This is a genomic window from Kitasatospora sp. NPDC001095, from assembly GCF_053598615.1.
Map to the genome: position 1 here is coordinate 1 of NZ_JBSFKQ010000002.1, position 21,637 is coordinate 21,637.

The 21,637-nt window shown below is 73.8% G+C and carries 20 protein-coding genes; 9 read left to right on the plus strand and 11 right to left on the minus strand.

The genetic code is table 11. The features are described from left to right. Positions 1–228: 228 nt before the first annotated feature. Together ACWDBB_RS01880 and ACWDBB_RS01885 are read right to left on the minus strand one after the other, a co-directional pair. Complete coding sequence (locus ACWDBB_RS01880; protein ID WP_449787773.1) at positions 229–1,668, minus strand: hypothetical protein; 1,440 nt, start codon at positions 1,666–1,668, stop codon at positions 229–231. After that, positions 1,665–2,342, minus strand: coding sequence for an RNA polymerase sigma factor (locus tag ACWDBB_RS01885; RefSeq protein WP_449787774.1), 678 nt, complete (start codon positions 2,340–2,342; stop codon positions 1,665–1,667). Before ACWDBB_RS01885 ends, ACWDBB_RS01880 begins: the two co-directional genes overlap by 4 nt. Before the next feature lie 359 nt (positions 2,343–2,701). Here ACWDBB_RS01885 and ACWDBB_RS01890 point away from each other — a divergent pair, with 359 nt between their 5' ends. Next, positions 2,702–3,709, plus strand: a complete 1,008-nt coding sequence (locus tag ACWDBB_RS01890; RefSeq protein WP_449788094.1) for a helix-turn-helix domain-containing protein — start codon at positions 2,702–2,704, stop codon at positions 3,707–3,709. 82 nt (positions 3,710–3,791) lie between these two features. On the opposite strand, the gene ACWDBB_RS01895 is transcribed toward ACWDBB_RS01890, so the two are convergent. The 7 genes from ACWDBB_RS01895 to ACWDBB_RS01925 all read right to left on the minus strand — a co-directional run bounded on the left by ACWDBB_RS01895 (position 3,792) and on the right by ACWDBB_RS01925 (position 10,565). Beyond that, positions 3,792–4,586, minus strand: a complete 795-nt coding sequence (locus ACWDBB_RS01895) for a MerR family transcriptional regulator (RefSeq protein WP_449787775.1) — start codon at positions 4,584–4,586, stop codon at positions 3,792–3,794. 54 nt (positions 4,587–4,640) lie between these two features. Next, complete coding sequence (locus ACWDBB_RS01900; RefSeq protein WP_449787776.1) at positions 4,641–5,903, minus strand: hypothetical protein; 1,263 nt, start codon at positions 5,901–5,903, stop codon at positions 4,641–4,643. 231 nt (positions 5,904–6,134) lie between these two features. Next, entirely contained in the window at positions 6,135–7,274 is a 1,140-nt protein-coding gene (locus ACWDBB_RS01905; protein ID WP_449787777.1) for an LPXTG cell wall anchor domain-containing protein, read from the minus strand. 405 nt (positions 7,275–7,679) lie between these two features. Beyond that, complete coding sequence (locus ACWDBB_RS01910; RefSeq protein ID WP_449787778.1) at positions 7,680–8,264, minus strand: flavodoxin family protein; 585 nt, start codon at positions 8,262–8,264, stop codon at positions 7,680–7,682. 124 nt (positions 8,265–8,388) lie between these two features. Next, entirely contained in the window at positions 8,389–9,372 is a 984-nt protein-coding gene (locus tag ACWDBB_RS01915) for an NAD(P)-dependent oxidoreductase (RefSeq protein ID WP_449787779.1), read from the minus strand. Positions 9,373–9,390: 18 nt separating this feature from the next. Continuing rightward, positions 9,391–9,846, minus strand: a complete 456-nt coding sequence (locus ACWDBB_RS01920) for a YunG family protein (RefSeq protein WP_449787780.1) — start codon at positions 9,844–9,846, stop codon at positions 9,391–9,393. Between the two features lie 158 nt (positions 9,847–10,004). After that, on the minus strand, positions 10,005–10,565 hold the full coding sequence (locus tag ACWDBB_RS01925) for a GlcG/HbpS family heme-binding protein (RefSeq protein WP_449787781.1): 561 nt from the start codon (positions 10,563–10,565) through the stop codon (positions 10,005–10,007). 436 nt (positions 10,566–11,001) lie between these two features. Here ACWDBB_RS01925 and ACWDBB_RS01930 point away from each other — a divergent pair, with 436 nt between their 5' ends. Beyond that, positions 11,002–12,312 carry a sensor histidine kinase gene (locus tag ACWDBB_RS01930; RefSeq protein WP_449787782.1) on the plus strand — a complete coding sequence of 437 codons (1,311 nt, stop codon included), beginning with the start codon at positions 11,002–11,004 and terminating at the stop codon, positions 12,310–12,312. Positions 12,313–12,409: 97 nt separating this feature from the next. Next, a complete protein-coding gene (locus ACWDBB_RS01935) occupies positions 12,410–13,072 on the plus strand; it encodes a response regulator (protein WP_449787783.1) in 663 nt (220 codons plus the stop codon). Between the two features lie 569 nt (positions 13,073–13,641). Here ACWDBB_RS01935 and ACWDBB_RS01940 read toward each other — a convergent pair. Next, on the minus strand, positions 13,642–14,121 hold the full coding sequence (locus ACWDBB_RS01940; RefSeq protein WP_449787784.1) for a hypothetical protein: 480 nt from the start codon (positions 14,119–14,121) through the stop codon (positions 13,642–13,644). A gap of 348 nt (positions 14,122–14,469) precedes the next feature. Between ACWDBB_RS01940 and ACWDBB_RS01945 the strand changes: the two genes are divergently transcribed. Then, positions 14,470–15,252 (plus strand): alpha/beta fold hydrolase, encoded by a 783-nt coding sequence (locus ACWDBB_RS01945; RefSeq protein WP_449787785.1) that lies wholly within the window; start codon positions 14,470–14,472, stop codon positions 15,250–15,252. A gap of 212 nt (positions 15,253–15,464) precedes the next feature. Beyond that, the gene (locus tag ACWDBB_RS01950) at positions 15,465–16,583 is read left to right on the plus strand and encodes a nucleotide disphospho-sugar-binding domain-containing protein (protein ID WP_449787786.1); all 1,119 of its coding nucleotides are present in this window, start codon (positions 15,465–15,467) and stop codon (positions 16,581–16,583) included. Between the two features lie 102 nt (positions 16,584–16,685). Here the strand turns inward: ACWDBB_RS01950 and ACWDBB_RS01955 are convergent, their stop codons facing one another. Next, positions 16,686–17,942, minus strand: coding sequence for an MFS transporter (locus ACWDBB_RS01955; RefSeq protein WP_449787787.1), 1,257 nt, complete (start codon positions 17,940–17,942; stop codon positions 16,686–16,688). A 144-nt stretch (positions 17,943–18,086) separates the two neighbouring features. Between ACWDBB_RS01955 and ACWDBB_RS01960 the strand changes: the two genes are divergently transcribed. The 4 genes from ACWDBB_RS01960 to ACWDBB_RS01975 all read left to right on the plus strand — a co-directional run bounded on the left by ACWDBB_RS01960 (position 18,087) and on the right by ACWDBB_RS01975 (position 21,585). Next, on the plus strand, positions 18,087–19,013 hold the full coding sequence (locus ACWDBB_RS01960) for a LysR family transcriptional regulator (protein WP_449787788.1): 927 nt from the start codon (positions 18,087–18,089) through the stop codon (positions 19,011–19,013). Between the two features lie 414 nt (positions 19,014–19,427). Next, positions 19,428–20,633, plus strand: coding sequence for a PP2C family protein-serine/threonine phosphatase (locus ACWDBB_RS01965; protein WP_449787789.1), 1,206 nt, complete (start codon positions 19,428–19,430; stop codon positions 20,631–20,633). A 156-nt stretch (positions 20,634–20,789) separates the two neighbouring features. Next, positions 20,790–21,281 carry a DUF5994 family protein gene (locus ACWDBB_RS01970; RefSeq protein ID WP_449787790.1) on the plus strand — a complete coding sequence of 164 codons (492 nt, stop codon included), beginning with the start codon at positions 20,790–20,792 and terminating at the stop codon, positions 21,279–21,281. A 55-nt stretch (positions 21,282–21,336) separates the two neighbouring features. Further along, positions 21,337–21,585 carry a hypothetical protein gene (locus ACWDBB_RS01975; protein WP_449787791.1) on the plus strand — a complete coding sequence of 83 codons (249 nt, stop codon included), beginning with the start codon at positions 21,337–21,339 and terminating at the stop codon, positions 21,583–21,585. The last annotated feature ends 52 nt before the right edge of the window (positions 21,586–21,637 follow it).

Consider the following 21,637-nt stretch of genomic DNA (forward strand, 5'->3'; position numbering starts at 1 on the left):
TGGTTTTGATCGGATGAGCGGGCGCCTACTGTCGCGCCCCGAGGAGCCGGCCCGAGCCCCCCGGCTTCGCCGGCTCGCTCTCCCCGCCTCTCACCTTGATAGACGTCCATCCCGCCGGGGGGTTGCACCCGGGTTCGAAGAAATTTCCCGCGACCCGCCCCGGAACGCCGAAAGGCGCCGTGACCAGGGGAGAACCCCGGCCACGGCGCCTCGACGGCCCGCTTGGGACTACTGCTTCACGACCGTCACCGGGACGGTCAACTCGTTCAGGACGTTCAGCGAGGTGCCGGTGTACGGCAGCGTCACCTGGACGGCCACCGGCATCGTCCCGGGCCCGTCCACCGGGTCGAGGGTCATCCGGTACGTCACCTTCTTGCTCTCACCCGGAGCGAGCGAGAACGCGGCGCTCTCGCCCGTCTTCGCGTAGTCCATGCCGCCGCCCATCGACAGCGGGAGCGCCGTCCAGCCACCGCCGTCCTGGCGCTCCAGCTTGCCCTGGTTCATCATGACCATCTCGCTGGGCGGCGTCCCGGCGTACTCCTTCGTGTAGACCAGCGGCTGGACCTTCGCGAAGCTCTTCTGGCCGGTGTTCCGGTAGGTCACCGAGAAGGTCACCGGAGTGCCGCCGTTGGACACCTTCTGCCCCGCGCCGATGCCGCCGTCGACGGTGATGGCGATGTCCTTGCCGCTCTGCGCGACCCCGATCGGCGGCTTGTGGCCGCTCACGTCCAGGCTGTTGACGATCGACGTCAGGCCCGCCTGGTAGTCGCTCCTGAGCCCGTTCGCCACCACGAAGACCTGGTCCGAACCCATGCCCCACAGCTGGGCGGTGAAGCTGTCCCCGGGCTTGCAGGTGACGTTCCACTGGGTCTTGTCGATCGACTTGCCGCCCACCGTGGACTTGGTCCGCACCGGGGCGCCCATCGAGGAGTAGCCGCTGTCGGGGAAGTAGGGCCGGCCCCAGACCGGGCAGTTCGGCTGGTGGCCCCAGCCGTCGGGGGCGGCGAGGTCGTTCATCGTCGGCCAGGCACCGATGTCGGTCTCGTCCGGGGTGCTGTAGACCACGACCATGACGCCGTAGGGCTCACAGTCCGCCTGCGTCCAGCCCTGCTGCGGCTCGGTCGGCGCTCCGGGGCTCAGCACGCAGACCCGGTCGGCCGAGCGCGGCACGACCTTCCAGCCTCCCGGGACCTTGAACTTGACGCCTCGAAGGGTGTACGAACTCGCCGCACCGGTCGCGGCGTTGGGGGCGGGGGTCGTGGACGAGGCACCGTCGGCGAGCGGGACGCCGGTCTCGGCATCGCCGGCGGGGGTGCCCGGGTCGGTGGGGTCGGGCGCGGGGCTGGGGGCGCCGGTCGGCTCGGGCGTCGGACTCGGCACGGAGGTCAGCGTGGCGGCCGGCGGCGGGACCTGGTCCTGGGCGACCGGCTCGCCGTGGAAGGTGAGCACGCCGATCGCCATGGCGGCGGCCAGGCCGAGCGGCAGGGTGACGGCGTACACCGGGCGCAGTCGGCGGATCCGGCTCTTCGGGGGAGCGGCCGGGCGCAGGCCGGTCGCCGTGACCATGGAGGCGCGGGCCGTCAACGCCTCGCGGAGCAGCCGTTCCGTGGGTGTCTCGGCCGGCCCGTCGCCGTCGCCGCCGGCGCGGCGGGGGAGCTTGTCGGTCATCGAACCTTCTCCAGGTGCTTTTCCAAGGCGTCCAGAGCGCGGCTGGCGGTGGACTTCACGGCACCCCGGGACAGCCCCAGGGTCTCGGCAATCTGCGCTTCCGACATGTCGGACCAGTAGCGCAGCACCAGCACCTCGCGCTGGCGGGGAGTCAACTCCTGCAGGGCCACCAGCACCCGGCGGTGCTCGTCGTTGAGCACCGCGTGGTCCTCGGCGGACGGGGCGTCGGCCACGTGCGGCGGCACGTACTCGCGAGCGGTCTTGCGGCGGCGCAGCATCGAACGGGCACCGTTGACCACCGACGTGCGCAGGTAGCCGAGCGCGTTGTCGAGGTCGTCCAGTTCCTCGCCGTAGCGCTGGTAGAGCTGGGTGAAGGCCTCCTGGACGACGTCCTCGGCCAGGTCCTGGTGGTCGACCAGCAGGACCGCCATCCGGACCAGACCGAGCCGGTGGGCGTGGTAGAGGTCGGTCAGGGTGGGCCGGTCCTCGGCGGGCTTGCGGCCGCCGCGCAACAGGCGGAAGCCGGAACGGCGCTGCTTCGCGTCCTGTTCGGTGACGACGTCGGCGAGCGGCTCGCCGACCTCCTGCGCCCCGAACAGCGCGGCGACCACTCCTCGGACGGAGAAGCCGCGTCCCCCCGACTGCACGGCGGTCGGCCCGATGGCCATGGACATCTGCGTTTCCGCTTTCCCCCGGGACGGTGACGGCGGCCGCCGTTCCGTCAGGTCACCTGATCAAGATCGTGATCGGGGGGATCATCCCAGCCCGCCCTCGGCCGGGTTCCCTCCACCCCCCGTAGTCAAGGACGTGTGACGGGAGCGGAGGTTGCAGGTGGGTTCGAAGAAAGTTCCGAGGGGGTCCGGACGGCTACACTCACCGGCATTCCGCCACCCGTGAGCAGGGGGTTCGCATGGCCGAGCAGAACATCGACGGCCCGGTCGGTGCCGGAACCGGTACGGCCGTGGGTGCGGCCGCGGCCGCCGCCACCGCGTCGCGGCCGGTGTCCGTCACCATCGGCCGGCGCCCGGAGCCCGTGCACGACGTCGCGGTGTACGCCTTCCCGGGCATGGCGACCTTCGAACTCGGCGTGGTGGTCGAGGTGTTCGGGCTCGCGCGGCCCGAGCTGGCGGGCCTGCTGGCGGCGCCCTGGTACGGGCTGAAGGTGTGCGCCGAGCAGCCCGGGACGCCGCTGGACGCGGTGGGCGGCTTCACGCTGACCGCCCCGTACGGGCTGGACGAGCTGGCGGCCGCCGACACCGTGATCGTCCCCGGGGTGCCCAACGTGTTCGGCGGCGTCGGGGCACCTCCCGGCCGCGGTGCCGGGGGCGTCTCCCCCGCCCTGGTCGAGGCGCTGCGCACCGCGCACGGTCGCGGCGCCCGGATCGTGTCGATCTGCGGGGGCGCCTTCGCGCTGGCCGCCGCCGGGCTGCTGGACGGCCGGGAGGCGACCACCCACTGGCGGTACGCCGAGCTGCTCCAGCAGCGCCACCCGGCGGTGCGGGTCAACCCGGACGTGCTGTACGTGGACAACGGCGACGTGCTGACCAGCGCGGGCAGCGCGGCCGGCATCGACCTCTGCCTGCACCTGGTCCGCCGGGACCACGGCGCCAAGGTGGCGAACACGGTGGCCAGGCGCTTCGTGGTGGCGCCGCACCGGGACGGCGGTCAGGCCCAGTTCGTCGAGGCGGCGGTCCGCCCGGTCGAGGACGAGGAGGACGGCATAGCCCGCAGCATGCAGTGGGCGCTGGACCACCTGTCCTCCCCGCTGACCATCTCCCGACTGGCCCGCGCCGCCCGGATGTCGGACCGCTCGTACCTGCGGCACTTCACCGCCCGCACCGGGACCAGCCCGATGCGCTGGGTCGTCACCCAGCGCATCGCGGCCAGTCTGGCGCTACTGGAGTCGCCGGAGGGGACGGTGGAGGAGATCGCCGCGGCGGTCGGCTTCGAGAGCGCCGCGACGTTCCGCCACCACTTCGGTCGGGTGATGCGCACCTCCCCGACCTCCTACCGGCGCTCCTTCGGGCGCGGGGCGGCCTGAGCGCGCGGGGTGGCCTGCGTGCGGTGCGGCCCGAGCGCGCGGGGTGGCCTGAGCATGCGGGGTGGCCTGAGCGCGCCCGCTGTCACGCCTCGCGCTTCGCCTCGAGGTCGGCCTCGCGCAGGTCCGCGTTGGCCAGGATGGCGTCGTGCAGCCACTGGGCCAGGCCCGGCGCGAGCTTCTCGTAGGTGTCGGTCCAGCGCGAGTCGGAGACGTACAGCTCGGCCAGGCCGCGGTGGATGGTGAACGTGCAGTCGTAGAAGTTCCGGCAGATGTGCTGGCGGTGCTCCTCGGCGAGGTCCGTGGCCACCAGGCCGTCGGCGGGCTCGCCGGCGGTGACCGCCTCGGCCAGGCGGTCGTTGATCCCGGTCATCTCGGCCTGGATGCGCTGCCAGTCGGCCTTGGAGTAGCCGCCGGTGCGGCGCTGCGACTCGGCCCAGGCCTCGGTGTCGCCCCAGCGCTGCTCGGCCTCCTGCTCCCACTCCTCCTGGTAGCCCTCGCCGAAGATCTCGAACTTCTCCTCCGGGGTCAGCTGAATGCCCATTCTCCGTGCCTCCATGGCGTGTTCGACGGCTGAGGCGAGTTCCTGGAGGTGACTGATCCGGTCGGTGAGCAGCCGGTGCTGCCGCCGGAGGTGTTCGGTCGGGCTGACCGAGTCGTCGTCCAGGATCGCCGCGATCTCCTCCAGGGGGAACCCGAGTTCTCGGTAGAAGAGGATCTGCTGCAGCCGGTCGAGGTCGGCGTCCCCGTAGCGGCGGTAGCCGGAGCGGGTACGGCCGGCCGGGGACAGCAGGCCGATCTCGTCGTAGTGGTGCAGGGTGCGGACCGTCACCTTGGCGATCTTCGCCACGGCGCCGACCGAGTAGCCCTCACTGGTCATCGGAGTTCCTCCCTGGTGCTGACCACCACCCTCGGCTCTCACGTCGCGTGAGGGTCAAGCCGTGGCGCCGGCGCGGGCGCGCCCCTCTCGGACCCCGGCGCCGACCGGCACCCGCTCGCGCCGCCGACCACCCCTGCGGCCGCCGCCGTCTCCCGGTGCGCCGGGCCGCTGCCGGCGGGACCGCTGGGTGGGCCAGAGCAGCACGTACGAGGCGGAGACCACCACGAAGGCGAGCCGGACGAAGCCGCGGGCCGCGTCGGACGGCAGGAACAGCGTGCCGCCGTACAGCGAGGCCAGCGCTATCCAGCTCCACCACGGGACGAGCCGCTTCTGCCCGACCGCGTCCCAGAGCAGGGTGCCGAGCAGGATCGAGGCCGTGTAGTACGTGTAGACGCTCGGGTCGAGCAGGATGCGGGCGTCCGCGCCCAGCAGCACCACGGCGGGCCAGCGGCCGCGCCAGACGGCGACGCAGCCGAGCCCGATGCCGAGCGCGAACTGGGTCGGACGGTCCCACCAGGGGGTGGCCGGGTCGGTGACCCCGAACCAGCGCAGCGCGGAGGCGGGCTGGTTCGGGATGGTGAACTTGGCGGCCGCCATGGTGTCCAGGTTGCCCAGGTAGAACGGCAGCCAGGCGATCGCCACCAGGGCGCAGAACCAGAGCGCGGTGCGCAGCCAGGCGGGCCTGGGCAGCGCCAGGATCAGCGGGGCGAAGGCGATCGCCCAGGGCTTGGAATCGACCGCCAGCGCCAGGAACACCGCGACCTGGACGGGCTTGCCGCGGGCCAGGGCGTGCGCAGCGAGGGTGGTGAAGAACAGCGCCAGGACGTCGTCCAGGTGCGCGAAGCGGACCGAGACCTCGACCCACATCGGGATGAACGCCAGCCCGGCGATCAGCAGCCGCTGCTGGAGACGCCGGTGGTTGGTCCCGGTGCCGAGGTAGTACAGGGCGGCGGTGCGGCCGACCAGGACCAGCATCACCAGGCCCAGCCCGGCACTCACCGCCTCGGCGATCAGCTCGCCGGTGTGCGGCGCGAACGGGGCGGTGAGCCTGGCCGCGGCCAGACTGACCGGGCCGATCTGGAGCTCCGGGTGGCGGGCGTAGAGCGACAGGCCGCCGTCGGGCTGGTCACTGAAGAGCAGCTGCTCGCCCTGGCGCAGGTAGTGCCACGAGAAGCCGCCGCTGGGCTCGACCAGGAGGAACCAGAGCACCGTCCAGGCGGCCAGCAGGACATGGTGCCTGCGGAGCGGCAGTCCGGCGATCCGCCCGGTGGTCGCCTCGTAGTCGGTGGTGGTCCGTGCCGTGCGTACTACCCGCACCTGTCCTCTCCCCGCCGTTCCGCCCCCCTCCGGCCGGACATCCTATGTGACGGAGGAGAACCGCCCGTGCCGCCCGCGGATCCGTCCGACGGGACGGTGCGGGCGGCACGGGCGGCACGGGACCGGGCCTGCGCGCTCTCGGCGGCGCGCCCGGGTCAGCGCTTCGGGGCGGCGCCTCGGTCAGCGCCTCGGGTCAGCGCTTCGGGGCAGCGCCCCGGTCAGCGCTTCGGGTCAGCCCTGCTGCGCGGACTTGCGGCGGCGCAGCACCACGAGGGTGCCGATGCCGGCGACCAGGACGGCACCACCGGTGGCCGCGATGACCGTGGTGTTGTCGCCGCCACCGGTCTGGGCCAGGGCCTTGTCGGCGCCGTCGGCGGCGGCCTTGGCCTTGTCGACCACGGCCGGGGTCAGCGGCGGCGGGGTGATGACCGGGGGCTCCACCGGGAAGTCGATCGGGCCTGCGGTGTCGCCGGTGCTCTCGGCCGGGGCCGGGGCGGTGGCCGAACCGGAGGGCGTACCGGTGGCCGGGGTGGTCGGCTGCTCGGTGGGCTTCTCGGTCGGGGTCTCGGTCGGCTTGCCGGTGGGCTTCTCGGTCGGCTTCTCGGTCGGCGTGGTGGTCGCGGTGGCCGACGGGGAGCTGCTCGCGGTCGGGCTGGGCTTGCCCGTCTGGGTCGGCGTCGGGCTGGGCTTGCCGGTGTGCGACGAGGTGGGCGTCGGGGTCGGCTTGCCGCCCGGCGCCTTGATGACGAAGCCCACGCCGCCGTCGCAGCTGAGGTGGCCGTTGTCGACCGGCTGGTGGCTGGAGTCGTCGAGCTGGGCGGCGAAGACGACCGGGACGACGCCGGCCCGGCCGAGCGGGGAGCCGTCGGCGAAGGACGCCCGGACCTTGATCGGGACGTTCTTGCCGCGGTTCACCCCGAGCAGGTCGTCGCCGACCGGGTTGCCGTCGGCGTCGAGGGTGCCGAGCATCATCAGGACGGAGTCGTTCTTCTTCTCCCCGCTCTTGTCGGGGGCGACCACGGCGGTCTGCCACTCGCCCCCGGGGAGCCGGTACTGGACCTTGAGGTCCTTCGCCTGGAGCGACCCCGCCTTGCTCTTGAACTTGAGCAGCGGGATGAAGACGAAGTCGTGCTTCGTCCGGTTGTCGACCTTGAAGGTGAACTCGCGGGCGTCACCGCCGGCGATGAAGGTGCCGGGCACGTTGTTCAGCGAGAGGTCGAGGCTCGCGTGCGACGCCTTGTCGGCCTGGGAGGCGACGGCGGACGGGGTGCCGGGGGTGCCGACGGCCATGGCGCCCTGGGCGCCCGCCAGCACGAGCGAGGACGCGAGCGCGGCGGCTCCGGCAAGGGCAAGACTGCGACGTATGGACAAGGAGACCTCACGGAAGTGTCCGGGCGAGGCCCGGGCGCGAGGGGGCGGCCGCAGACGCCGCAGTACCCCCGCGAAGCTGAAAGTCCGACGGAGAGTACCGAACGATCCGACCGGTCCGGAAGGCGGGTGGCACGCTGCGCCCAGGACCGGGGAAATCGATGCCCGAATCGCCCAACTCTGGCCACCTGTAAGGCTTTTGCGCCTCACCTGAAGTCGACCCGCGGTGACGGGTACACGCCCGTGGGACAGTGTCGCAGGGCCTCCTCCGGCGGGGGGGCGAACGCGCGTGGACGTCCGGCCGGGGCCGGCCGTGCCGGCCCGCCGGCGGTCGGCCCGCCGGCGGTCGGCCCGTCGTAGGTCGGCCCGCGGTGTATGCCCGGGGCTCGGGCCGGGCCGAGCCCCGACTCAGCCCGCGAAGAAGGACTTGGCCGCGATCACCGCCCGCTCGTCGTCCAGCACCTCGCCCGGGCGGTTGCCGCTGCCGATCAGCGCTCCGCCCCAGCGCATCGCCATGTACTCGGCGGTCAGCCGGAGGGTGCCGACCAGCGGTTCGGCCTTGCCCTCCTCGGCGGCGGCGAGTGCGGTGACGCCCCAGAGCGTGCGGCCGCGCATCCGGGCGCGGAAGTCCACCCCGGGCAGCCGCAGCCAGGCCGACCAGTGGTCGAGGTAGAGCTTGGCGCTGGTCGGCAGCGAGTACCAGTACAGCGGCGCGACGAAGACCAGGTCGGTGGCCGCGAGCGTGGCGTCCAGCAGGGCCCGCTCGTGGCCGACCGGCTCGGGGTAGCGGCCGTCGCCGGTATGCCGCAGGTCCCGGAAGGGCGGCAGCGGGTGGTCCTCCAGCCGCAGCCAGTGCTGCTCGGCGCCGGGCGGCAGGCTCGACCCGGCGGCCAGCCGGGCCAGCCGGACGGAGTTACCGTCGGTGCGCGCACTGGCGTCGAGGAACAGGAAACGACGCGGCGCCGCGGCGCCGGACGGCTGATCGACCATCATGACTCCCCCGTCGTGAATGCGGTAACAGACGGAGGAGAGAGCGGCCATCGAAGGTCCGTTTATTCCGCGCCCGCGCCAACCCCCTTGCAAAGCACTGGGGTTGGCGCGGAAGACCGGACGGCGGTCAGGCGGGCAGTCCGGCCCGGCGGCGGGCGACGGCGGCGACGGCCGCCCAGTCCTTCTCCCCGTCGCCGTGGGCGAGCGCGTCCAGGAAGGCGTCCCGCAGGATGCTGCCGAACGGGAGCGGGACGTTGCGCGCGGCGCCCGCCTCCAGCGCGAGGCCGACGTCCTTGAGCCCGAGCGGCAGCCGGAACCCGGCCGGCTCGTAGCGGCGTTCGGCCACCATCGCGCCGTAGCCGCCGTAGATCGGCCCGGGGAAGAGCGTGGCGGTGAGCATCTCGACCAGCTCGGTCGGCCGGACGCCGTTCGCGTCGGCCAGGCTGCACGCCTCGGCCATCGACTCGATCGCGCAGGCGATCAGGAAGTTGGTGCTGATCTTGGCCGTGTTGGCCTGCCGGGGGCTGTCCCCGAAGTACCAGATGCGCTCGCCCATCGCGGCGAACAGCGGCTCGGCCCGCTCCAGCAGGTCGGGCGCGCCCGCGGCCAGGATGTTCAGCCGTCCGGCCGCCGCCACCGGCGGACGGCCGAGCACCGGGGCGGCGACGTAGCCGATGCCGTGCTCGCCGTGCAGCGCCTCGGCCCGTTCGGCGAGGGCGAGCGAGACGGTGGCCATGTTGACGTGCAGGGTCGCCTCGGCGCCGGCCAGCAGCGCGGGGTCGAGCAGCAGCTGCTCGACCGCCGCGTCGTTGGCGAGCATGGAGACCACCGTGTCGGCGGCGAACACCTCGGCGAGCGAGTCGGCCGCCTGCGCGCCCTCGGCCACCATCGCGGCCACCGGCTCGGGCGAGCGGTTCCAGACCCGTACCGTGTGGCCGGCCCGCAGCAGGCTGCCGGCCATGCCGCGCCCCATCCCGCCCAGCCCGACGAAGCCGATCGTCCGCCCGCTCATCCGCGCACTCCCCTGGTCGCCACTGCTCGTATGCGACCGACTGTACGTCAGGGGGCCTTGCGGGCCGGACGACACCGGCTGCCGAACCCCTCGGCGCACCCGTGGCCGGGGTGCGGCTCAGGCGCAGGCACGGGCCCGGGTGGCGGCGGCCCGGGCGGCCCGGGCCGGCACCCGCGTGCGGTCGGCGGCGGCGCCGCGCTCCAGCTCGGCGACCACCCGGCCGCGCAGCAGCTCGTACTGGGCCTGGAGGCGGCCGGGGCGGGCCGGGCGGGCGACCGGACGGCCGGGGCCGACCAGCTCGTCCGGCCCGAACTGCTCGCGGGTGAGGTCGATCTCGAAGCCGGTGGCGAAACGGTTCCACCAGTGGAGATCCGTCCGCACCCCGTCGACGTACACCTCGCCCATCATGAGCTCGCCGCCGAGCAGGTCGTGCACCACCATCGCCGTCACCCCGCACTGGCCGCGGGCGGGATTGTCGGGACGCCAGTGGGCCAGATCCTCGGGCGCACAGGTGTCGACACCCCAGGAGGAGCGGATCGCACGTTCGATGTCGTTGAGGGTCCACGCCGTCATACCGGGAAGCCTGCCACGCGCCACTGACAGTGGCACCGGCTTTTCGAAGGGTCATCCCGTGTTCTGCGGCGACCCTCCCTGTGTTCACCCGAACGAGACCCCGGCCCGGCCGGGCGGCCCCTGCCCCCGCGCGGGGCGGGCCACCGGCCGGGCTCGCGTCACTTCGCCAGCTCGGCGACGCCCGCCTGCGCGAACTGCTCGTCCAGGTCCCCGCTGGGCGCGCCCGCGACACCGACGGCCGCGATCGGAGCGCCCTTCGACTGGATCGGGGCACCGCCGGCCAGGAACAGGGTGCCCGGGATGTCCTTCAGGTTCGGGGCCTGGGCCAGGCGCTTGGCCAGCTCCGAGGTCGGGGCGTTCCAGGACACCGCGGTGAAGGCCTTGCGCTCGGCCGAGACCGGGGCCTGCGGGCCGGCGCCGTCGCCCTTCAGCAGCACCCGGGTGACACCGTCACGGTCGACGACCGCGACCGACACGTGCTGGCCGGCCTTGGTGGCCGCGTCCAGTGCGGCCTGGGCGGCGCGGGTGGCGGCGTCGATGGTCAGACCGCTGCTCGGGGCCAGGTTCTTGTTCTGGGTGTCGGCCTTCGCCGCGGCCGGGACGGCCGGGGTGTCGGTGGACTCGGCGCTGGCCGAGACGGCGCCGATGGTGGCGGCGGCGACCGCGGCGGCGACGACGGTGCCGGTCAGCACCCGGGTGCGCACGGAGGTCTTCTTCATGGTCCAGCTCCTCAGCGGATCTGCGGGGTCGGGTGGGGGTTCGGGGGCCGCCGGACCGTCGGGGGGATCGTCCGGCGGCGTGCTTCGATCCTCCGGCCGGGGCAGGGGCCGCCACATCAACGGTCCGGCGCGGGCGTCCCGGCATGATGGTGGACGGCGGCGTCAACCGATCGGCTGATGCGGACCCGGGCCGGACGGGTCACCATCGAGGGATCGACGCAGGTCAGTGCGGTTCCGGACGGGCCGGTCCGGGCCTGCTCCGAGCGGTCCGGGCCGGCGCCGAGCGGTACGGGCCGGCGCCGAGCGGTACGGGCCGGCGCCGACCGGCACGGGCCGGCGCCGACCGGCACGGGCCGGCGCCGACCGGCACGCCGCCCCTCGGTCGGTGCGGACCCACCGGCCGCGCACGCACCACCCGTTCAGCCAGGAGCCACCCGTGCAGCAGCCCCGCCCGACCGTCGGCCGCCGCGCTGCGGACCGTACCGGTGCCGGATTTCGCGGCGTCCTCGGGCCCGACGCCGGCGATCCGGACGCGGGCCGGCTCGCGCTGCTGCTGGACTCCGCCTTCCTGCTGCTGCTCGCCGCCTCGCTCAACCGCTACCTCAGCCACCACTCCGGCAACGCCCAGGCGCCCTGGGTGATCGGGCTGAGCGCGGCCCTCGCGGTCGCCCGACCGGCCGGGTCCTGGCTCGACCACCACCGGCCGACCTCCCCGGGCCGGCGCCGCCGGTGGCCGCTGGCCCTGGTGGTGGCGCTCTGGGTGGTGCTGGTGCTGCTCGCGCCGAGCTTCGCCTGGTGCGCCGTCCCGCTGATCTACACCGCGCTGCGGGCGCTGCCCGCGAAGGCGGCCATCCCGCTGGTCGGCGCGCTGACCCTGCTGGTGGTGATCGCCGAGATCCGGCTGCCCGGCGGCGTCGACGCCACCCTCGTCCTGCTGCCGCCCGCGGTGGCCGCGCTCGCCACCGGCGTCTTCCTCTTCATGGCCCGGCAGGCCGCCCGGCAGCGCGCGCTGATCGCCGACCTGGTCCGCACCCGGCGCGAACTCGCCGCCACCGAGCGGCGGGAGGGCACCCTGGCCGAGCGCGCGCGACTGGCGATGGAGATCCACGACACCCTGGCGCAGGGCCTGTCCAGCCAGCAGATGCTGCTCCAAGCCGCCAAGCGCACCTGGGACACCCACCCGGCGACCGCCCGCACCCACGTCCGCACCGCCGCCGAGGTGGCCGCCCGGAACCTGGCCGAGGCCCGCCGCTTCGTCCACGACCTCGCCCCGGTGGAGCTGTCCGACGGCCGCACCCTCGACCGGGCGCTGCGGGCGCTGGCCGAACGGGAGTCCACCGAGAGCGGGCTGCCGGTCCGCTTCCACCTGGACGGCACGCCGGTGCCGCTGCCCACCGCCGCACAGTCCGCGCTGCTGCGGATCGCCCAGGGCGCGCTGGCCAACGTCCGCGAGCACGCCGGGGCGTCGGCCGCCGCGATCACGCTGTCCTTCCTCGGCGACCAGGCCGTGCTGGACGTCGCCGACGACGGGCGGGGCTTCGACCCGGACGCGGTCGGCACCGGGGGTGGGGGCGAAAGCGGGGGTGGGGGCGAGAGCGGGGGCGGGGGCGAGAGCGGGAGCCGGCGCGGGTACGGCCTGCCGGCCATGCGTGCCCGGCTGCGGCAGTTGGGTGGCAGGCTGACCGTGGAGAGCGCGCCCGGTGAGGGCACCGTCGTCTCCGCCGCGGTGCCCCTGGAGCAGCGGTGAGCCCGGAGCGACGATCAACCCGGAGCGACGATCAGCCCGGAGCGGCGATCAGCAGGAGCACCGACCGGTCAGAAACAGCGATGACCCTGGAGCAGCCATGAGCACGAGCCCCGCCCGCACGACTCCCGCCCGGACGGCTCCCGTCCGACTGCTGGTCTGCGACGACCACGCCGTGGTGCGGGCCGGCCTGTTGGCACTGCTGGCGAGCGCCGGCGACATCGAGGTGGTCGGCGAGGCGAGCACCGGCGAGGAGGCCGTCGCGCTGGCCGCCCGGCTGGCGCCCCAGGTCGTGCTGATGGACCTCCAACTCGGCGACGGCATCGACGGGGTGGAGGCCACCCGGCGGATCACCGCCGCCCCGGGCGGGCCGCACGTCCTGGTGCTCACCACCTACGACACCGACGCCGACATCACCCGGGCCATCGCCGCCGGTGCCACCGGCTACCTGCTGAAGGCCGAGCGCCCGGAGGAACTCTTCGCCGCCGTGCACGCGGCCGCACAGGGCCGGACGGTGCTCTCCCCGCCGGTCGCCTCGCGGGTGATGGCACAGATGCGGGCTCCCTCGCCGCAGCTGACCGAGCGCGAGCAGGACATCCTCGAACAGCTGGCTCAGGGGCTGGGAAACCGGGAGATCGCCCGGGCGCTGTTCATCAGCGAGGCCACCGTGAAGACTCACCTCGGCCGGATCTACGACAAGTTGGGCGTGGACACCCGGGCGGGCGCGGTGGCGGTGGCGAAGGAGCGCCGGCTGCTCCGCTGAGCCCGCCCGCTCCGCCCCTCCCCCGGCTGCGCTGGGCGCCCGTCCGGTGTCACTGCGTGCTGCCATGATGCTCGGAATGTCGGATTCCGTCCGGTGCGCGCCCCCGCCCACCCCCGCCCGGCGCGGGCGGGGGTGGGCGGGCGGACCACCCCGGCACGGCCACAAATCCCTGGTACGAGGCCTATCCGGCCACTGCCGAGCCCTTCGTCACAATGTGGATGTTTCATGGATTTCACTATTGACAAACCAACCACGCGGTTTGTTAGCGTGAGATCACGACGTCCCCGGGTGGGGGCTCGCCGGGGCCTGTGCGGACCACTCTCGCCGGAGGGTGTGGCCAGGGGGGATCGGCGGGTTTGCCGGGGTGTCGGGGGGAGCGGCAGCGCCGAAGCCGCGCGGTGAGGCGGCGTGGAGCGGGTCCGGGGGGACTCGCTCCACGCCTCCCCCGGTCGGCACCCACGGCCCTGCGGCCGGGCTCCGGCCCGCCACCCGGAGAGCGGCCCCGAGCAGCCGGAACAGTCGGGGCGGAACCGTCAGAACAACCGGGGCGGCCGGAACAACCAGGGCGACTAGCCCAGTGCGCTCCAGTGCGGACAGCGGACGTACGGCAGCGGTGGCGCACAGCGGTCGACACCACCGGACAGCACCGGGCCGCGCTCCGAGCGGGCCACACCGGGCGAACTCGCGGTCAGCCCGGCCTCGCCCGACTCCCCGAAGCGCAGCGCCAGCCGGTATCCGTCCGGGGTGGTCGCGGCGACACCCGGGCGGTCCCGGTCGGCGTTCAGCGAGGTGATCGTCCAGCCGCGCCGGCGCCAGTGCCGCTCCACCACGTCCGCCAGCACCGCCCGCCGGGGCAGCGAGACGACGGTGAGGAGGTCCCGGCCGCGGGTGACGTACCAGAGCAGTTCCGACTCGCGCCCCGGCAGCGGCAGCCGCGCTCCGGCCCGCGCGGGCGCCCCCTGCCAGACCGGTGCCGGACGGACGGCGTCCAGGGTGTCCTGGAGCAGCGTCTCGCAGCGTTCGGCGGCGTCGAGTTGATCGGCCGTCACCCCGGGGTTCGACCCCGGTCGGCGAACCGGCGCGATCCGCGCCCCTCCGGGGCCGCCACCCGGGCGTCCGAGGTTCAGTTCGGCACCACCTGACTGCACAGGGCCCTCCGTACTCCTCCCGGTGTTCAACCCGGGCAGGCATTCCGTCACTGCTTGGACGGCGGACGGGTACGGGCAGTTCCCCTCCCGGTCCCGTCCCTCACCGTTCCCACACGTTCATAGTGCACTGCACGGTGCAGTTGAATCACTGCTCTGCACTGTGTAGTTTACTTATCGCCGGCCGGGCGGCCCGAACCGCCGACCGGCCTCCCAGGCAAGCCTTCTGACCGGCCATCGAGAGGACCCGCCATGCCCGTCATCACCGTCGACACCGCCCGCATCCCCTACCGCGTCGTCGGCGACGGCCCCGACACCCTCGTCCTGGTGCACGGCACCGGCCCCGGCTCCGCCATGTGGGACGGCCTGCTGGACGCCTTCACCGACCGCTACACCGTGCTGCTGCCCGACCTCTCCGGCAGCGAGGCCGCCGAGGACGACGGCGCTCCGCTCACCCTGGAGACCCTGGCCGCCCAGGTCGCCGCCGTGATCGAGGACGCCGGCCGCGGTCCCGCCGACGTCCTCGGCTTCTCGCTCGGCGCCGTCGTCGCCACCGCGACCGCCGCCCTGCACCCCGGGCGGGTCCGCCGCCTGGTCGCCGCGGCCGGCTGGATCAGCGCGGAGCAGGACGAGTACCTGCGGCTCTCCATGGCCACCTGGCTCTCGCTCGCCGACCACCCCGCCGCGTTCGGCGGCTACGCCACCCTCACCGCCTTCAGCCGCGGCTTCCTCGACCGGATCGGGCGCGCCGCCGTCCAGGCCAACACCGCCTACCTGCGGCCGACTCCGGGCACCCTGCGGCACATCGCCCTCAACCTGGCCCTCGACCTCGGCCCGCTGCTCCCGCGCGTCCAGGCCCCCACCCTGGTGATCGGCTGCACCCGGGACGCCACCGTCCCGGTGGAGAACGCCCGCCGGCTGCACGCCGCCCTGCCCGGCAGCGCCTACGCCGAGTTCGACACCGGCCACATCGTGCTCGCCGAGGAGACCGGGGCGTTCACCGGCGCCGTCCGGGAGTTCCTCGCCGCCGCCTGAACGATCCGGCCGCCCGAGCAATCCGACCCGCCCGAGCAATCCGACCCGCCCGCCCGCACCGGGCGACCGACGCGAGGAGCACACCGACACCCGAGAGGCAAGCCCCGTCCCAGAACGGCCGATTACCACGCATGGTGATTCATATCGAATTGACTGAACGTCAACTTGAAAGGTGAGACTGCCTTGTCGGAAACATTCGCAAGGAGAAGACCATGCGCATACTCTTCACCGGCCCCGCCGCGGCCGGTCACCTCTACCCGATGGTGCCCACCGCCCAGGCGCTGCGCGCCGCAGGGCACGAGGTGCTGTTCGCCGGCGCACAGCCGCTCGACATGATCCGGCCCTCGGGCTTCCCGGTCGTGGAGATCGGCGACGGCCGGACCCTGCGGGAGATCGTCGAGGAGCGTCTCGGCGGCCGGGTCCAGTACGTCAACCAGGACAAGACCCAGGAAGAGATCTTCGACATGGCGGCCGCGATGTTCGCGTACGCCTCCCGCCCCGACGTCGACGGCCTGCTGGCGGCCGCCACCGACTGGGGCGCCGACCTGATCGTCCACGATGCCTTCCACTCCGCCGCCCCGCTGGTCGCCACCCGGCTCAGGATCCCGTCGGTCGTGCACAACTTCGGTGCCAGTCCCGGCCGTTCCATGGCCGAACTGGTGGCCTCGCACGTGCCCGACCTGTACCAGGAGTGGGGCCTGGCCGGGCCGTCGATCGCCGCGACGCTCAACGTCGGCCCGCTCGGCGGCGACCCGGACGGCCTCGCGATGCGCTACGTCCCGTACAACGGCGGCGGCGTCGTCCCCGCCGAGTTCCTCCGCAAGCCCGACCGTCCGCGGGCGGTCGTCACCCTGGGCACCGTGCTCTCCGAGCTCGACGGCGTCCGCGCGGTGGTCCGCATGGTCCAGGCGGCGGCCGAGGTCGACGCCGACTTCCTGCTCGCGGTCGGCGGCGCCGACCTCGCTCCGCTCGGCACCCTGCCCGACAACGTCCGCGGCCTGCCCTGGGTCCCGCTCAACGAACTGCTCAGCCAGGCCGACGCGCTGATCCACCACGGCGGCTCGGGCACCATGCTGACCGCCGTCCAGGCCGGCCTGCCCCAGCTGCTGCTCCCGCAGGGCGCGGACCACTTCCTCAACGCCGAGGCCCTCACCGCCACCGGCGCCGCGCTGAGCTCCGCCTCCGACGCCGTCGACACCCCGCTGCTCGAACGCGTCCTCACCGACCCCGCGCTCCGCGACGCCGCCCAGCGTCTGCAGTCCGTCAACACCGCCCTGCCCGCCCCGGCCGCCCTGGTCGCCACGCTGGAGGAGCTCGCCGCCCGCCACTGATCCCCGCTCGGGCGCTCCTGCGCCCGAGCCCGCGGCAGCCGCGGGTCCACCGACCCGCGGCTGCCGCCGTACCGTCCCTCTGGCAGCGCGGCCGGTCGACGCTCAGACGGGTGACCTCCGTGCCGCCGGGTCGTCCGGCACGGCTTCCGACCGCGTCCGGTCGGCCCGGGGCAGCAGGAACGGGGTGGCCAGGATGAGCAGTCCCGCGACCGTGAGGGCGGTGCGCGGGCCGGTGGCGTCGGCGAGCAGCCCGCCGAGCGCGGTGCAGACGGCGACGGACGCCTGCTGCCCGATCGACCAGGCGGACAGGGTGCGGGCGAGGAGGTGCTCGGGCGTGCGTTCGAGCCGGTAGGTGGCGAGCACCGGGTTGAACAGGCTCATGTTGACGATGATCGCCAGCTCGACGGCCATCACGGTGACGAGGCCGACCACGCCGGGCCGGACGAAGACCAGGCCGATCAGCCAGACGGCGCGCAGGGTGCCGACGGTCCGGAGCACCCGGTCCCGGCCGTACCGCTCCACCACCCGCCGGGCCAGCCGGGAGCCGATCAGCCCGCCGAGGCAGGGCGCCGCGAAGGCGAGGCCGTACTGCCACGGGGCGAAGTGGAGTTGGCGCAGCAGGAGCACCGCGAGCACCGGCTCGGTGGCCATGATCAGACCGGCGACGAGCAGGTTGTTGAGGTAGAGCGCCCGCAGCCCGGGGTCACCCGTGATGTGCCGCCAGCCGTCGAGCACCGTTCCGGCTCGGACCGAACTCCCGCCGGCCCGCCGCGGCGCCTCCTCCCGGCCACGGATCGCGGTGATCCACAGCGCGGAGAGCAGGTAGCTGAGCGCGTCGGCCACCACCGTGGTGACCGGCCCGAACCGGCCGACCGCCGCCCCGCCCAGCGGCGGCCCGACCGCGATGGAGCTCCAGTTCGTGGACTCCAGGCGGGCGTTGGCCACCAGCAGGTCGTCCGGCCGGACGATGGCCTTGAGGTACGCGCCACTGGCCGCGCCGAACGCGATCCTGGCCGCGGCGACCACCACCGACACCACGAGCAGCTGGACGAAGCCGAGCAGGCCGAAGGCGTAGGCGACCGGGATCGTCGCCATGGCCGCGAACCGGACCAGGTCCATCGCGATCATGACCGGGCGCTTGCGCCGGAACTCCACCCACGGCGCGAGCGGCACCGCGACCAGCGCGCCCACCGCGGGCCCCACCGCCGACAACGCGGACACCTCGGCCGGCCCGGCGTGCAGCACCAGGACCGCGATCAGCGGCAGCGCCCCGAACCCCAGCCCGGACCCGTACGCGCTCACCGCGTACGCCGCCCACAGCCGGCCGAACGGCCGGCCCAACCGTCTCCCGCCCCTCATCCGCGGTGCGCTCCCCTCGACTCGACGTCCGACTGCACAAACCGCGGTTGACCGGGGAGAGCCAATCCGACGCCAGGACAAGGGGTCAAACAACCGCCTCACCCCTCCTGCACAACCAGTGGTTGTTCCCTAGGGTGGGTCGGCGTGGACCTCGAAGCAGTGCGCACCTTCGCCGCCATCGCCGAAGCCGGCCAGTTCCAGAAGGCCGCCGTCGACCTGGCCGTCACCCAGCAGGCCGTCTCCAAGCGCGTCGCCGCACTGGAGCGCGACCTCGGCGTCCGACTGTTCACCCGCACCCCGCGCGGCGCCGAACTCACCATCGACGGACAGGCCTTCCTGCCCCACGCGCGCGAGCTGCTGCGCGCCGCCGAGCGCGCGGTCGCGTCCGTGCGCGCCGGCCGCCGCCCGCTGCGCGTCGACGTGATCAACTCGCGCGGCGCGGCCTCGGGCCTGATGCGCGACTTCCACCGCGCCCACCCCGGGATCGAGCTCGACGTGCTGATGCTGCTCGACATCGAGACCGCCGTCGCCGCCATCCGCTCCGGCACCATCGACGCCTCCTTCCGCGCCGTCGCCATGCCCGGCCGGCCGCTCCCCGAGGACATCGAGTCCGTCCGGGTCCTCGACGAACCCCTCCAGCTCCTCACCGGCCCCGCCCACGCCCTGGCGGACGCCAGGGCGGTGACCGTCGCCGACCTGGTCGGCCACCGGATCTGGATGCCCGGCATCGTCCCCGGCAGCGAGTGGGGCGCCTACTACGACGACCTCGTCGCCGAGTTCGGCCTCACCATCGAGTCCACTGGCCCCAACTTCGGCTCCGACGCCCTCCTCGACACCGTCGCCGACACCCCGGCCCTGGCCACCTTCATGAGCGAGCGGACCCGCCTCGTCTGGCCCGCCGGCCACGGCCTGCGCCGCATCCCGGTGACCGACCCGACCCCCGTCTACCCCCACTCACTCCTCTGGCACCGCGACAACCCCCACCCCGCCCTCCCCACCCTCCGCGCCCACCTCGCCACCGCCCCCGCCACCCCGGACACCTGGACCCCCACCTGGGTCCACCCCCACTGACCCCGCCCGGGCCGCCCCGGCCCCGACAACGCGAAAGCCGCAGGTCATGTGACCTGCGGCTTTCGGTAGTGGAGCGTGCGACGAGAATCGAACTCGCGCTCTAAGCTTGGGAATCTCTGGGCCTCCGGGCCGAAAATGGCCCATGACCTGCGAGAATACAGCCGCGGTCGACCCCTTCGGACACCCGGCGCAGACCACTGCTGCCCGTCGACCACCGCCCGTTCTGGCACGCATCTGGCACGCGCCGGAGTCGTCCGCTCGGAGGCCCGCGTCCGCGAGACGTGGCCGAAGGGCGCAATGCACCGCCGTCGGGCGTAATGGAAGGACCTGCCCCGGCGAACTGCACCCGGGTGTCGGGGTTGATCAAGCCGGTGTCGAGTGCCCGCGGCGGGAGTAGGACGGCGGTGAGCAAGGATGAGCGGCGAGCAGCTGTCCGGCGCAGCGCAACCGGACCGGTCGGAGGGGCACGGCGAACACCTGCTGGGGGCACTGCTCGATCAGGCCCACGAGCTGCCGCCCCGGCTGATCGCCCCGCTGGTCGCCGACGCGGTGCGCAGGTTCGGCGGCCGTGACCCGGCGCTGCTGCTGCAGGACTACGGCCAAGTGGTGCTGGCGCCGTTGCCGGGGCGGGGGTTGGCCGCCGGGGAGCCGGTGCCGATCGACGGCTCCCCCGCGGGTGCGGCCTTCCTGCGCGGTGCCGCCGTCGAGGAACCGCAGGCCGACGGGGTGCGGGTGTACCTGCCGTTGCTGGACGGCGGCGACGAGGTGGGGGTACTGGCCCTCACCCTGGATGCCGTCGACGAGGACGACCGGCGGCGGCTGCGGCGCCTCGCCGCCCTGGTCGCCGATCTGCTGGTCACCAAGAGCGGCTACACCGACCGGATCTTCCAGGCCCGGCGCCTCGAACCGATGAGCGTGGCCGCCGAGATCCAGTGGTCGCTGCTGCCACCGCTGTCGATGGCCGTTCCCCGGGTCGCCGTGGCCGGCATCCTCGAACCGGCCTACCAGGTGGCCGGGGACAGCTTCGACTACGCGCTCAACGACGGCCTCCTGCACGTCGCCACGATCGACGCGATGGGCCACGGGCTGGACGCCGCGACCATGGCGACCGTGGCCATCGGCGCGTACCGGCACGCCCGGCGCGCCGACATCGGGCTGGCCGAGATCTACGCGTTCATGGACCGGGCCATCGCCGAGCAGTTCGGGCCGGACCACTTCGTCACCGCGCAGATGATGCGCCTGGACACCGGGACCGGCCACCTGCAGCGGGTCAACGCCGGCCATCCCCAGCCGCTGCTGATCCGCGACCACGTCGTCGTCGAACGGTTGGAGAGCGCCACCACCCTGCCGGTCGGGTTCGGCGGTGAGGAGCCGGTGATCAGCGAGCGGGTGCTGCGGCACGGTGACCGGGTGCTGTGCTTCACCGACGGCCTGGTCGAGGAGCGCGAGGCCGGCGGGGAGCAGTTCGGGGAGGAGCAGCTCATCGACTGGGTCAACCGCGTCGAGCGCTCGCAGGACGGGGTGCGGGCCGTGGTCCGCGCGCTCTCCCACGTCCTGAAGGAGAAGCGGGGCGGGCGCACGAGCGACGACGCCACCCTCTTCCTGATCGAGTGGCACTGACGCACCGGCCCCGACCAGGGCTTTCGTGACCGGCCGGGCCGGCCCGGTGCGGGCGGAGTACCGTGGGGATATCGGAGCGGCCGGAGCCGCCGCTCCCCCGAGGGTCGGCCCTCGCTCAGCGGGGGCTGGGCCGCGTCCGCGGATAGGTGGCGGGCCATGTCGGACGAAGCCGGTGCTGCGTTCCCGGGACTTCTGCCGGACCGGTTCCGGCAGGCCGCGAAGCCCGGGACGGTCCTGTTGCGCCTGGAGACCACCCAGTCGCGCGAGGGTGTGCTCGACGGTGCATGGTGGCCGCGTTCACGGGACGTCGGCGCCGAACTGCCTGGTCTGGTCCGCGCGTTGACCGAACACCTCGGCCCCGTCGCGAGCGTCGGCCTGGACACGGAAGCCTGGGACGACGTACCGGCCCGGCTGGTCGTCGACGGCCGGTCGGTGCACATCGACCGGTACCCGGTCGGTGACGACACGGTGATCGTCACGCGGGGCGACCGCGATCACTTCAGCCTGCTCGTCGTCCCCCCGCAGGCGAGCCAGGAGGCGGCCCTGGCCGCGATGGCCCGCGCGGTCGAGGCAGGCGGAAGCGACTCGGCACGGCAGATCCTCGTCGCCCTCGGCATCGGCTCCGAACCGCCGGGCGAAGAGACCTGAGGAACGGCCTCGTGGGCCCGGCTCCTCCAGCGGACAGGAAAGGCAGGACGCAGAGATGTCCGTCTACGTGAAACTCTCGGCCGACGCCCGCGCCCCGGCGGAGCCGTCGAAGGGACCGCTGGACCTGCAGTACGAGGACGGCACGGACGACGGCGTCACCTTCGAGTACGACCTGCACCCGAGCGGCGCGCTGCGCGTCCTGCGGGTCTTCGAGGACACGCCGCACCGGATCGAGGCGTGCTTCAGCTCCGGGGCGTGGCTCCAGGTCGTGGGCACCTACCTGCGAAGCGGCTCCGAGTACTGACGGACGTACTGGCGGCGATCCGCTCCGGGCGAACCGCAGGCCCCGACGACGG